This window comes from Streptomyces sp. NPDC057486 (assembly GCF_042802415.1).
Classification (GTDB): domain Bacteria; phylum Actinomycetota; class Actinomycetes; order Streptomycetales; family Streptomycetaceae; genus Streptomyces; species Streptomyces yanii.
The window spans coordinates 1-12,536 of sequence record NZ_JBHVEE010000040.1; the positions used below are offsets into that span (position 1 = coordinate 1).

Below are 12,536 nucleotides of genomic sequence, written 5' to 3' on the forward strand. Positions count from 1 at the left end.
GCCGGGCTCGGACGGAGCCCGGCCGAGGGGGTCGCGGCCATGGAAAGGCGGGGCGCGGCTACGGGTAGAAGTGCGTCAGCGACTCCGCCACGCACGCCGGCTTCTCCGACCCTTCGAGCTCGAAGGTGAAGGCCCGGACCATCTGAACGCCGCCCCGCGCGACCTCCTTCACCTCGGCGACCGAGGCATGCAGCCGCACCCGGCTGCCGACCGGCACGGGAGCCGGGTAACGGACCCGGTTGACGCCGTAGTTGAGGGCGCGGCCCACACCCTCGACCCGGAGCAGTTCGCCGAACATCGGGATGCCCCAGCTCAGCACCATGTATCCGTGGGCGATGGTGCGTCCGTACGGGCCGGACGCGGCGCGTTCGACGTCGGTGTGGATCCACTGGTGGTCCCCGGAGACGTGCGCGTACGCGTCGATCAGCTCCTGGGTGATCTCCTTCCAGCCGGAGTGCCCGAGGTCGCGCCCGCTCAGAGCGAGGATGTCCGGGATGCCGTTCACGGTCAGCGGCATGGCGGCCGGCCTCCGTATCTCTTCTCGCAGGGGTGGGGGTCAGGCGGTGGCGGTGGCGGCACGCGGTACGGAGACCGGCTCCGTCGCCTGCTCGTCGTGGTTGGGGCGCTTGAGCAGGAGCAGCATGCAGCCCAGGGTCAGCGCCACCTGGAAGATCGCGTAGACGATGACGGCGGTGATCGAGCCGGTACGGTTCAGCAGGTACTGGCCGATGATCGGGGTCGTACCGCCGAGCAGCGTGCCGCAGAGCTGGTAGCAGAGGGAGATACCGGTGTAGCGGAGGTGGGCCGGGAACCGGCTGGCCAGCATGCCGGCCAGGGCCGCGTAGTAGAGACAGTGCGGGATGGTGGCGACGGCCACGCCGACCATCGCGAGACCGTAGTTCTCGGTGCGGATCAGCAGGAACATCAGCGGCATCAGGATCAGTTCGGGCACCAGCATCACCGTCACCGCGCGGGACCAGCTCTTCATCCGGGTGGCGATGAGCGCACCGAAGGGCTGCACGACGATCTGGGTGATGTTGGCGACGAGGATGATCGTCAGGAACGAGCTGCGGTCGAAGCCGAGCGACGAGGTGGCCCAGGACAGGGCGAACGTCGACTTGAAGTACGTCGCCGACAGACCGATGGTGCAGGCGCCGATGCCGAGGACGATCAGCATGGGGTGGGAGCGCAGGACCTCGGTCAGCGGAACCTTGACGACCTCCTTCTTCTCGATGAGCTTCGCCATCGCCGGGGACTCGGCGACCTTCAGCCGGACGAGGAGTCCGACGACGACGAGGGCGGCGGAGAAGAGGAACGGCACACGCCAGCCCCAGGAGACGAACGCCGAGTCGGGCAGCTGGCTGATGGCGAGGAAGCTCAGGGTGGAGAGCGTGTTGCCGACGGGCGAGCCCTGCTGGGCGAACGCCCCGTACAGCACGGACTTGCCCTTGGGAGCGTGCTCGGAGGCGATCAGGACGGAGCCGCCCCACTCGCCGCCGAGGCCGATGCCCTGCACCATGCGGATGCAGATCAGCAGGATCGGGGCGGCGACGCCGATGGAGGCGTAGCTCGGCAGCAGACCGATCGCGGTGGTCGAGATGCCCATCATCAGCAGGGTGATGACCAGGGTCTTCTTACGGCCGAGGCGGTCGCCGTAGTGGCCGAAAATGATGCCGCCGAGGGGGCGGGCGAGGAAGCCGACCCAGAAGGTCGCGAAGGCGACCAGTGTGCCGATCGGTCCGTCCAGTTCGGGGAAGAACACCTTGTCGAAGACGAGCGCTGCCGCGGTCCCGTAGATGTAGAAGTCGAACCACTCGATGGTCGAACCGATGAAGGCACCGAATCCGGCCCGGTTGGCGGCTCTGGTTCGTTCTCGCGCGGTGGCGGTGGACGCACTCATGGTGGCTCCCGTGAACGTCATGGATCAAGCGGATGGCAGGGGGAAGGGAAGGGGCGTCGCCCGAGACGCCCGTTGCCGCACGGGGAAGTGGGGGACGGCGGCGTGGGTGATGGCGGTTACGGTGCCAGCCGGGACCCAGAGCGGTCCAATACCGAATTGCCGGGGCAGTGAGACGCTGTGCGTCTCACTGCCGATCGGCTGTCGTGCGTGCGCGTCAGGCCGCGATGCGTTCGAAGACTGCGGCGAGGCCCTGTCCGCCGCCGATGCACATGGTCTCCAGGCCGTAGCGGGCCTCGCGCCGGTGCAGCTCGCGGGTCAGTGTGGCGAGGATGCGGGCGCCGGTGGCACCGACGGGGTGTCCCAGGGAGACCCCGGAGCCGTTGACGTTGATCCGCTGCTCGTGGTCGATGTCGCCGAGTCCCAGTTCACGCGTGCAGGCGAGCACCTGGGCGGCGAAGGCCTCGTTCAGCTCGATCAGGTCGAGGTCGGCCAGGGTGAGTCCGGCGCGGGCCAGGGCCGCACGGGTCGCCGGGACGGGCCCTATGCCCATCGTCGCGGCCGGGACTCCGGCTCGCGCGAAGGAGACCAGCCGCACCAGCGGATTCAGCCCGAGACGTTCGGCGGTCGCCGCGCTCGTCACCAGACAGGCGGCGGCCGCGTCGTTCTGACCGCTGGCGTTCCCCGCGGTGACGGTGGCGTCCGGGTCGGACTTCAGCATGATCGGCCGCAGCGCGGCGAGCTGTTCGGCGGTGGTGTCGGGGCGCGGGTGCTCGTCCGCAATGACGGTCGTCTCACCCTTGCGGGTACGCACGGTGACGGGGACGGTCTCCGCGTCGTACCACCCCTCCGCCACGGCGCGGGCGGCGCGCTGCTGCGAGCGCAGGGCGAGGGCGTCCTGGTCGACGCGGCTGATGCCGTACTCCCGCCGCAGGTTCTCCGCGGTCTCGATCATCCCGCCGGGGACCGGGTGGTTGACGCCTCCCGCGGTGACCCGGCCGCGGGCCAGCGAGTCGTGGAGCTGCAGCCCGGGGCCCTTGATGCCCCAGCGGCCGTCCTGCGTGTAGTAGGGGGCGGCGCTCATCACGTCGACGCCTCCCGCGATCACGACCTCACTGAAGCCGGCCCGGATCTGCATCGCCGCGTCGAGCACGGCCTGCAGTCCGGAGCCGCAGCGGCGGTCGATCTGCGCACCGGTCACGGATTCCGGGAGCCCCGCGTCGAGGGCGGCGACCCGGCCGATGGCGGGGGCTTCGGCGGACGGGTAGGCGTGGCCCAGGATGACCTCGTCGACGGCGGCCGGGTCGACGCCGGTGCGGGCGACGATCTCGGCGATGACGCGTGCGGCGAGTGCGGCCGGGGTCTGCTGGGCGAATGCCCCGCCGAAGCGGCCGATGGGCGTGCGCAGCGGTTCACAGATGACGATGTCGAGCTGCTGGTCGGGCACGGCGGGACCTTCCGGTGGCAAGGGGTGTGTGCGCCGACCCTCGCACTTCGCGACTGAGTCGGTCCAATATCCACTTCGCCCTGGTTCAAGACGTTGCGCGTCTCAATCGACTGCGGCCGGGCGCACGGGTGTGGGCAGGGCGTCCTCCGCCACCGCGAGCACCGCCCGCAGAGCGGCGGACGGGTTGTCGGCCCGCCAGGCCAGCGCCGCCTGGAGCCGGATGGGCGGCCCGGTGAGGGGCCGGTAGACGAGCCCGTTCTGCTGGATGTGCTGGACGGAGGTGACCGTGAGCGTCACACCGACGCCCGCGGCGACGAGCGCCAGGATGGTGTACGAGTCGGGGGCCTCCTGCACCACACGCGGGTTGAACCCGGCCGCCTCGCAGGCCCCGACCATCGCGTCCCGCACGGTGGAGCCGGTGTTGGCGGGGAAGGAGACGAAGGGCTCCTCGGCCAGGACCCCGATGGGGACGCTGTCCAGCTGGGCGAGCCGGTGGTCGGAGGGCAGCGCGCACACCAGCTCCTCCTCGTCGATCACCCGGTACGCCACGCCGGGCTGGGTCACCGGGAGCCGGACGAACCCCAGGTCGAGCGATCCGTCGGCGACCCTGCCGAGGGCGACGTTGGCGTACGTCTGCCCCTTCATGACCAGTTCGAGTGCGGGGTGGGCGGCGCGCACGGCCCTCGTGAGGAGCGGCAGCGTCTCGTGACTGGAGGCGCCCGCGAAGCCGATGCTGACCCGTCCGTACTCGCCGCGCCCGGCCGCCTTCGCGGCCCGTACGGCGGTGTCGAGGTCGTCGAGGACGGTCCGCACCGGCTGCAGGAAGGACTCCCCCGCGCTGGTGAGCCGTACCGACCGGGTGTTGCGCTCGAAGAGCTGGACACCCAGCTCCTTCTCCAACTGGCGGATCTGCTGGCTCAGCGGCGGCTGAGCCATCTGCAGCCGCTTGGCGGCCCGGCCGAAATGCAGCTCCTCGGCCACGGCGACAAACGCGGACAGATGACGCAGCTCCATACCCGACCTTCCGCTCACCGGCCTCCGGACCGGATTAATTAATCCATCGTCTCGATGGGACCTTAATTTGGTATTGGACAGCAATCAATAGTCGCTGACACGGTGGGACGACGCGCACGCACCGGCAGAGGAGCACCGTGGCCACGACGGACCGCAGGGACAAAACGATGTCGATGAAGGCGGCGATCGCCGCCTTCGTCCACGACGGCGGCACCGTCTGCCTCGAGGGCTTCACCCACCTGATCCCGACCGCCGCGGGCCACGAGATCATCCGCCAGGGCCGCCGGGACCTCACCGTCGTCCGGATGACCGCGGACATCGTGGTGGACCAGATGATCGCCGCGGGCTGCGTCTCACGACTGGTCTCGTCCTTCGTGGGCAACTCCTCCGCCGGTTCGCTCGGCGAACTGCGGCGGCGCATCGAGACCGGCGACCCGGCACCGCTCGCCTTCGAGGAGTACAGCCACTACGGGATGATCTGCCGTTATCTCGCCGGTTCCCAGCGACTGCCGTTCTATCCGCTGCGCAGCTACGGCGGCAGCGATCTGCCGTCCGTCAACAGCGATCTCCGGAAGGTCACTTCGCCCTACCCGGGGCCGGACGGCGAGGCCGAGCAGATCTATGTCGTCCCGCCCGTCAACCCGGATGTGACGATCATCCACGCGCAGCGCGCCGACCGGAGCGGCAACACCCAGATGTGGGGCCTGACCGGCATCCAGGCCGAAGCGGTGTACGCGGCGGACAAGGCGATCGTCGTCGTGGAGGAGATCGTCGACGACGAGGTGATCCGCTCGGACCCGAACCGCACGCTCGTCCCCGCCCATGCGGTCGACGCGGTCGTCGCCTGCCCGCGCGGCGCCCACCCGTCCTTCGCGCAGGGTTACTACGACCGGGACAACGCCTTCTACCGGGCCTGGTCGCACATCAGCAAGGATCCGGAACGCCTCCAGGAGTGGCTGGACGAGTGGGTGCGCGGCACCGCCGACCATGCCGAGTACGTCGACAGGCTCGGCGAGGAGTTCTGGGCGGGGCTGGCGGTCGGCGAGGCGCTCAGCCGGCCCGTGAACTACGGACGCCGGCTGTGAGTACGGAAACGGGACACGAGAAGGAACGGGTCATGACCACCATCGCACCGGACACCATCACCACGTCTGAGCTGCTCTCCGTCGTCGCCTCCCGCGAACTGGCCGCGCGCCGCACCGTGTTCGCCGGGATCGGCCTACCGACGCTCGCCACCGAACTCGCGCATCTGACGGTGGCCCCGGAGATCGAGGTCGTCTACGAGTCGGGAGTCTGCGGCGCACACCCCTCGCACCTGCCGGAGACCATCGCCGACGCGGTCCTGATCACGGGCGCCGAAGCGGTTCTGTCGATGCCCGCCCTGTTCGGCTGTGTGCTGCAGGGTGGCCACATCGACGTGGGGTTCCTCGGGGCCGCGCAGATCGACCGGTGGGGCAGTCTCAACACGTCCGTGATCGGCGACTGGGACAGTCCGTCGGTCCGGCTGCCCGGCTCGGGCGGCGGTGTCGAGGTGATGGCCAACTCCCGTGAGGTCTTCGTGGTGATGCGCCGCCACAATCCGCGTTCCTTCACCGAAACGCTCGATTTCTGCACCACCCCGGGCCCCGACCGCGCGCTGGCCGAAGGCATCAGGCCGCTGGGCGCCGGTGTCACCCGGGTCATCACCGAACTGGGCATCCTGGCCCGCGAGGGCGTCGGCGAGGAGCTGCGGCTGGTCGCCGTCCACCCGGGCATCACCGTCGAGCAGGTACGGGCGGCCACCGGCTGGGATCTCGAGGTCGCCGACACGGTGGCGACCGTGCCGCCGCCTACCGCGGCCGAACTTCGGCTGCTGCGGGAGGACGTCGACCCCGAGCGCGTCTATCTTCGTTGAGTTCGGGGCAGGCCCCAGCCGTCCCGCCCACCGACAGCACCGCCGAGAGGACCCCAACCGCCATGCGTATCAGGATCGTCGGCGCCGGAGCCATGGGCCGCGGCATCGCCCAGTGGGCTGCGAGCGCCGGACACACCGTCGAGCTGTGCGATGTACGCCCGGAGGCGGTGACGGCCGCCGTCGACTTCGTGCGGTCCATGCTCGACCGCGCCGTACAGAAGGGCAGGCTCTCCGCCGAGGAGTCCGCCGCCACTGTGGAGCGGTTGGTGCCGCTGGACGACCCGTGGGCGGACGGACCGGACTGCGAGCTGGTCATCGAGGCGGTACGGGAGGACCTCGCCACGAAGGCGGAGGTCTTCGGCCTGCTGGAACGGGCGCTGCCCGCCTCTACGGTCTTCGCCACCAACACCTCCTCGCTGCCGGTCACCCGGATCGCGGCAGAGCTGAAGGACCCGACGCGCCTGGCCGGGCTGCACTTCTTCAACCCGGTGCCGCTGATGAAGATCGTCGAGATCGTGCCGGGCGCGGCCACCCGCCCGGAGATCCCGCCGCTGCTCACCGCGCTCGTCGAGGGCTGCGGCCACCGTGCGGTGACGGTCGCCGACACGCCCGGTTTCCTGGTGAACCACGCGGGTCGCGGCCTGGTGACCGAGGCACTCGCACTGCTGGAGGAGTCGGTCGCCGACCCGGCGGGCATCGACCGGATCGCGCGGGACGTACTCGGCCTGCGGATGGGTCCGTTCGAGCTGATGGACCTCACCGGTCTGGATGTGACGGCCGCCGTCATCGACTCGATCTGGCAGGGCTTCCGGTACGCGGACCGGCTCCGTCCCTCCTACCTCACCCCGAACCGGGTGGTTGCGGGGCTGCACGGCCGCAAGACCGGGCGCGGCTGGTTCGCGTACGGCCCCGACGCACCGGCCCCGGTTCCGGAGCCGCCGGTCACGGGGGATACGGACCGCCCGGTGTACGTGGTCGGGAGCGCGGCGGAGCCGGACGCGACCGCACTGCGGCGGACGCTGACCGTGACGGGCGCCGTCGTCGAGAGCGGTGCGGAGCCGTCCGCCGATGCGCTGGTGCTGGTCCCGGTCTGGGGTACGACGGTGGCCGCCGCGGTCGCCGCGCACGGCCTGCCCGCCGCACGCACGTTCGGCGTGGACCCGCTCGCGGCGGACGGGAAGCGCCGGGTACTGGCCGTGACCCCGGCGGCGGACCCGGCTGCCGCACGGGATGCCCGCGCGGTGCTGGCGCGGCCGCCGGAGGACGGCGGCGAGCCGTACGCGGTGTCGGTGGTACGGGACACGGCGGGTTCGGTCGCGCAGCGGCTGCTGGCCTCGATCGTCTCCGTCGCCGCGTCGATCGCCGAGCGTTCGCTCGCCACCCCGGCGGACATCGATCTCGCCGTCACCACCGGTCTCGGCTATCCGGTCGGGCCGCTGGCCTGGGGTGACCTGATCGGCGCGGACCGGATGCTGCGGCTGCACCGGTCGCTGCACACGACGACCGGCGACCCGCGTCACCGCCCGACCCGCTGGGTCACCGAACGCGCCCAGCTCGGCCTGGCGCTGGCGGACCCGGGCACGGTGCCCGCCGACTGCCTGGACCACGCGACGCGTGAGGAGGTGTCCGGCGGATCAGGGCCGGACACGCCCTAGTGCTGCGACCGGTACTCCTCCCGGCAATGTCCGCCTTCTTCGTGGTTGCCCGCTTCGTCGGCCGGGATTCCGGCGTATCCGGATCAAGCCTCCAGTGCTGCGACCGGCAATGTGCGACGGGGCAAAGCTTGCCGGGAGGGGCACTAGGATCGCGGCATGGCGAAGCGCAAGGTGCACCGCAAGGCCGAGAAGGTCCTGGGCAGGGAACCCTCGGCCCTGGTGTGGTGCAGCATCCCCCGGGCCATACCGAAGCCGCCCGAAGACGTGCACCGGGCGGCGGGAAAGGGGCGGTTGAAGGGGCGTCACCACTGGCTGGTGTACGTGGGCGCGGTGGTGTTCTGTGCCGTCGTCATCCCGATCTATCTGATCGACATGCTGGGGAAGCAAATCGACCGACGGTCCGAGGGCCGGTCGCGGCGCAGTGATCCCACCCGGAGGAGAGAGACGTCGGCCAGGGACCGCGGGCCCGGGGACGGTGTCTTCGACGGGGACTGGAATCTGATGGCCGGTCAGTTGCTGCTGCGCTGGTTCTCGCAGTCGCCCAGCCCCCGACGGCTGGTCCTGCTGAACCGGGACCGTATCTGTGTCGCGGCCTCGCCGCGCCGCCGTCTCGCGGCCACCAAGGCCGACGACTTCGAGATCGTGGCGGAATTCAGGGGCGACGAGGCGCGCATCGAGGCGGAGACGGGGCAGCCGCGAGGCTTCGCCGCGTTCCGCATCCGCTTCGCGGACGGCTCCTGGCTGGAGCTCGGTGGCCTGGCCGAGCCCGAGGACGCCGACCACTTCCTGCGGACGGCGGCGGCCGAAGCCGGAGCCTGATCTCGGCTGCGGATGCTCCGATGGTTGCGTCCACCGGTTCGCGGCTCCGGCTCAGGTCTTGAGGAGAGGGCTGTCCGTGGCCACATGCGGCCGGCGGTCGATCACGTGATCTGGGCGCCGCTCTTCCGGCACACCCGGAATCCGCTGATGCCCCGACGCCCGCACCGTCGACCGCAGCCCTTCCCGCCAGGGCGGCACCGTCGAGCCCGGCATGGTCGACGGTGCCGTTCCCTGCTCCGCCCCGGTCCCGGTCCCGGTCATGCATGGGGCCCAATCGCGGACACGGCCAGGGGCTCGACCAACTCCTCCCGCGCGACGACCCGCCGGTCCAGCTCGATCTCCGCGGTCTCCAACACCTCGGCCGACCGCGCGACTTCCTCCCGCAGACCCCACCCGCTCGGCAGGAATCAACGGAGGCCGGGTCCGCGTGTCTTCCGCCACGGGCCTCCCGGCCGGCGCCGGAAGGCCCGTGGCGGAAGGTTGTCACCTGCCCCTGAGAGCGGGTTCGAGGTCGGGCTCGCTCGCCAGTGGCTGGGGGGCGTCGTGATGCCTGAACAGTTTGCTGGGCCACCACATCCATCGACCCATGTCCAGGGTCAGCGCGGTGACCAGCACCGAGCGGACGATCATGGTGTCCAGCAGCACGCCGAACGCCACCGCGAACCCGAGTTCGGCCGCGAACACCAGCGGCAGCGAGGCCATCGCCGCGAAGGTACCGGCCAGCACCAGACCCGCTGAGGTGATCACACCCCCGGTGGTGGACAGACCCATCAGCGCGCCGCGCCGGGTGCCGTGCCGCAGTGTCACTTCGCGCACCCGGGTGACCAGGAAGATGTTGTAGTCGATGCCCAGGGCGACCAGGAACACGAACGTCAGGAGCGGGAAGGAGGCTTCCGCCCCGGCGAAGTGGAACACGTGGTTGAACATCAGACTGCTCACGCCGAGGGCCGCTCCGAACGACAGCACCACCGTCGCCATGAGCAGCAGTGGTGCGACGATCGCCCGCAGCAGCAGCGCGAGGATGACGAACACCATGACCAGCACGATGGGGATGATCACCTTGGAGTCGCGGGCAGCCGCTTCTTGCGTGTCGAGAACGATCGCCGCGTTGCCGCCGACCTGGGCATCCGCACCCTCGATCCCGTGGACCGCGGTTCTGGCCCGCTCGACGGTGCGCATCGCGGCCGTGCTGCTGGGAGCGTCCTTGAGCTCCCCGAGCATGATGGCCTCACCATCCTTGATCATCGGCGTCGAGACGTCAGCGACTCCCGGGATGCCGGACAGCACGGTTCTCACCTGCTCCGCCGAGGCGGCCTCGGCCACGACGTAGACGGGGTCGCCCGACCCGGCCGGGAAGTGCCTGGACTGGATCTCCTCGCCGACGGCCATCTGCGGCTTGTTTGTGAACTGGTCCTTGTTGGAAAGCCCGTCGGCCTTGAGCCCGAACACCCCGATCGCCATGACGCCGAGGGCGAGCGCGGTGCCGATCCACACCATCCGCGGCCGGCCGGAGACGGCGGTGCCGACCCGGGTCCAGATGCCCTCCTTGGCCGCCCCGGCCGATCCGTACGACGGCTTCACCGGCCAGAAGATCCAGTGGCCGCAGATGACCAGCAGGGCCGGCATCAGGGTGACCATGGCGAGCAGCCCGACGAGGATGCCGACGGCACAGGCCGGCCCGAGCCCTTGGGTGGAGTTGAGGGTGGCCAGCATCAGCAGCATCAGGCTGACCGCGACGGTCGCGGCGCTGGCGATGATCGCGGGACCGGAGCGGTGCAGGGCCTCGGCCATCGCCTCGTGCCGGTCCTCGTGCCGTTGCAACTCCTCTCGGTACCGCGAGGTGAGCAGGAGGGCGTAATCGGTGGCGGCCCCGAACACCAGCACGGTCAGGATGAAGCTGGTCTGCTTGTTGACGGTGAGTCCGGCGTTCTTCGCCAGCAGGTAGATCACCGCTTCCGACGTGACCAGGGCACTGCCCACGGTCAGCAGCGGCAGCAGCGGCAGGAACGGGCTGCGGTAGGTGAACAGCAGGATCACGACCACCACCGACGCGGTGATCGTCGTCAGGCCGCCCCCTCCGCTGAAGGCCTTGATCGAGTCGGATGCGTAACCGGCCGGTCCGGTGACGTGGAACCCGAGACCGTTGACGTTCTCTTCGCCGACCTCGTTCATCGCGTCGACGACCTTGCCGATCCCCTCCCAGCCCGTCTTGTCCTTGTGAACCTGGACCACGGTCTGGATGGCCTTGCCGTCTTGGGCCTTCACGGGGCCCTGCGCCTGTCCCACGACGTTCTTGATGCGTGTGAAGGCTTCGGCGTCGGCTCGGGCCTTTGCCATGTCGGCAGGGGTGATGCCCTCGGGCCGGTCGTAGATCACGATCGCGGGCAGGGTGTCGGCGGGCTGGAACTTCTCGGCTCGGTCGACGACCTTGGTCGACTCCGCGTTACCGGGCAGCCAGGCCGAATTGTCGTTCTCCTCGACGTCGCCGAGCCGGCCGGCCAGCAGGAGGGCCGGGACCAGCAGGGCCGCCCAGAGGGCGAGGACGACCCACTTCGCCACCCTGCCACTGGGCAATGACGCCATTTTTCGCACCATGTGGATTCCTCGGTGTTCAGTCGACGTGAGAGAGCTTGTCGGGATTGGCGACGGCGTAGATCCCGCACACCTGACTGCCGTCCGGAGTGAGGTCGAGGACCATGACGGCGTAGGGGGTGTCGCCGGCGAACAGCAGCACCGCCGGGTCGCCGTTGACGCTGCGGTAGGCGATGTCGAGGCCCTCGCCGGAACGGGAGGCGACGGCGGCGAGCAGGCGGGCGACCTTGTCCCGGCCGTGGAGCGGCCGCAGGCCTCCCGCGGCCTTGCCTCCGCCGTCCCCCCACAGCGCCACTCCCGGCGCCAGGATCTGCAGGAGGGCGTCCAGGTCACCGCCGATCGCGGCGGCCAGGAACCGTTCGGTCACCTGCTGCCGGACGTACGGGGCGGGCTCGTAGCGGGGGCGTCGGGCGTGGACGTGCTCGCGGGCACGATGGGCGAGCTGGCGAATCGCCGAAGGACTGCGGCCGAGGATCGCTGCGATCTCGGTGTGGGCGTAGCCGAACACCTCGTGCAGGACGAACACCCCGCGTTCCAGTGGAGTGAGGGTTTCCAGGACCACCAGCAGCGCCATCGACACCGACTCTGCGCGCACTGTCGCATCGGCGGCATCAGCGGGGACGGGAGTGTCGGTGAGGGGGCTGACGAGCGGTTCAGGCAGCCATGGCCCGATGTAGGTCTCACGGCGGCGGCTGATGGCGGCCTGGTGGGCGAGGGCCCGGTTCACCGCGATCCGCACCAGGTAGGCGCGCGGGTTGTCGATCCGCTCCGCGCTCGATGCCCGGTTCCTGGTCGTCCACGACAGCCATGTCTCCTGCAACACGTCCTCGGTGTCGGCGACACTGCCGAGCATGTTGTAGACGATGGAGAACAGCAGCTCACGGTGGTCGTTGAACACCTGTGTCGCGGTGTTCGCCACCGGATCCGACGCCACCTCCCGCGGGCCGCCCTCGGACAAGGCTGCCGGTGAGTCTGGCGGTGGGTAGTACATCGCAGGGCCTCCCGTCGCGGATGCGTTCCGAACTGAGAGCGACCCAGGCACCCGGAGTGTGACATCCACCCCGGAAATGTGATCCACATCTCACCGACGGCCTGCGATGTCATGCTGAGGCGCCGTCCCGATCGGCGGCCGGACGTCTGACTCCGGTAGGCGAAGAGGAGTCTGGTTGCGATCTTGCAGAAGCGCGATCCATGCGTCGGGACCGGTTCGGTGGTGGT

General features: G+C 70.1%; 10 protein-coding genes. 4 read left to right on the top strand and 6 right to left on the bottom strand.

The genetic code is table 11. The features are described 5' to 3' along the window. Window positions 1-58: 58 nt before the first annotated feature. The 4 genes from ACFU6I_RS19965 to ACFU6I_RS19980 all read right to left on the bottom strand — a co-directional run bounded on the left by ACFU6I_RS19965 (window position 59) and on the right by ACFU6I_RS19980 (window position 4,358). Window positions 59-517 carry a MaoC family dehydratase gene (locus ACFU6I_RS19965; protein WP_384368274.1) on the bottom strand — a complete coding sequence of 153 codons (459 nt, stop codon included), beginning with the start codon at window positions 515-517 and terminating at the stop codon, window positions 59-61. A gap of 39 nt (window positions 518-556) precedes the next feature. Further along, a complete protein-coding gene (locus ACFU6I_RS19970; RefSeq protein WP_384368423.1) occupies window positions 557-1,900 on the bottom strand; it encodes an MFS transporter in 1,344 nt (447 codons plus the stop codon). A 214-nt stretch (window positions 1,901-2,114) separates the two neighbouring features. After that, window positions 2,115-3,344, bottom strand: coding sequence for an acetyl-CoA C-acetyltransferase (locus ACFU6I_RS19975; protein WP_384368277.1), 1,230 nt, complete (start codon window positions 3,342-3,344; stop codon window positions 2,115-2,117). 102 nt (window positions 3,345-3,446) lie between these two features. Beyond that, window positions 3,447-4,358, bottom strand: coding sequence for a LysR family transcriptional regulator (locus ACFU6I_RS19980; RefSeq protein WP_384368280.1), 912 nt, complete (start codon window positions 4,356-4,358; stop codon window positions 3,447-3,449). A gap of 167 nt (window positions 4,359-4,525) precedes the next feature. Between ACFU6I_RS19980 and ACFU6I_RS19985 the strand changes: the two genes are divergently transcribed. The 4 genes from ACFU6I_RS19985 (at window position 4,526) to ACFU6I_RS20000 (ending at window position 8,726) form a co-directional block, all read left to right on the top strand. Continuing rightward, window positions 4,526-5,443, top strand: a complete 918-nt coding sequence (locus ACFU6I_RS19985; protein ID WP_384368426.1) for a CoA transferase subunit A — start codon at window positions 4,526-4,528, stop codon at window positions 5,441-5,443. Between the two features lie 32 nt (window positions 5,444-5,475). Next, entirely contained in the window at window positions 5,476-6,252 is a 777-nt protein-coding gene (locus tag ACFU6I_RS19990; RefSeq protein WP_384368283.1) for a CoA-transferase subunit beta, read from the top strand. 62 nt (window positions 6,253-6,314) lie between these two features. Further along, window positions 6,315-7,907: a 3-hydroxyacyl-CoA dehydrogenase gene (locus tag ACFU6I_RS19995; protein ID WP_384368286.1), complete on the top strand. Its 1,593-nt coding sequence runs from the start codon at window positions 6,315-6,317 to the stop codon at window positions 7,905-7,907. A gap of 156 nt (window positions 7,908-8,063) precedes the next feature. Beyond that, the gene (locus ACFU6I_RS20000) at window positions 8,064-8,726 is read left to right on the top strand and encodes a hypothetical protein (protein WP_384368289.1); all 663 of its coding nucleotides are present in this window, start codon (window positions 8,064-8,066) and stop codon (window positions 8,724-8,726) included. A 483-nt stretch (window positions 8,727-9,209) separates the two neighbouring features. Here ACFU6I_RS20000 and ACFU6I_RS20005 read toward each other — a convergent pair whose 3' ends face one another. Beyond that, on the bottom strand, window positions 9,210-11,321 hold the full coding sequence (locus tag ACFU6I_RS20005) for an MMPL family transporter (RefSeq protein WP_384368292.1): 2,112 nt from the start codon (window positions 11,319-11,321) through the stop codon (window positions 9,210-9,212). 16 nt (window positions 11,322-11,337) lie between these two features. After that, window positions 11,338-12,237: an RNA polymerase sigma factor SigJ gene (gene sigJ, locus ACFU6I_RS20010; protein WP_384368295.1), complete on the bottom strand. Its 900-nt coding sequence runs from the start codon at window positions 12,235-12,237 to the stop codon at window positions 11,338-11,340. Window positions 12,238-12,536 lie beyond the last annotated feature (299 nt).

What these genes read in the sequence shown, in the direction of transcription:
- ACFU6I_RS19995 (WP_384368286.1), top strand. Translation starts at nt 6,315, where the DNA reads ATGCGTATCAGGATCGTCGGCGCCGGAGCCATGGGCCGCGGCATCGCC.
- ACFU6I_RS19980 (WP_384368280.1), bottom strand. Translation starts at nt 4,358, where the DNA reads ATGGAGCTGCGTCATCTGTCCGCGTTTGTCGCCGTGGCCGAGGAGCTG.
- ACFU6I_RS19965 (WP_384368274.1), bottom strand. Translation starts at nt 517, where the DNA reads ATGCCGCTGACCGTGAACGGCATCCCGGACATCCTCGCTCTGAGCGGG.
- ACFU6I_RS19970 (WP_384368423.1), bottom strand. Translation starts at nt 1,900, where the DNA reads ATGAGTGCGTCCACCGCCACCGCGCGAGAACGAACCAGAGCCGCCAAC.
- ACFU6I_RS19990 (WP_384368283.1), top strand. Translation starts at nt 5,476, where the DNA reads ATGACCACCATCGCACCGGACACCATCACCACGTCTGAGCTGCTCTCC.
- ACFU6I_RS20005 (WP_384368292.1), bottom strand. Translation starts at nt 11,321, where the DNA reads ATGGTGCGAAAAATGGCGTCATTGCCCAGTGGCAGGGTGGCGAAGTGG.
- ACFU6I_RS20000 (WP_384368289.1), top strand. Translation starts at nt 8,064, where the DNA reads ATGGCGAAGCGCAAGGTGCACCGCAAGGCCGAGAAGGTCCTGGGCAGG.
- ACFU6I_RS19985 (WP_384368426.1), top strand. Translation starts at nt 4,526, where the DNA reads ATGTCGATGAAGGCGGCGATCGCCGCCTTCGTCCACGACGGCGGCACC.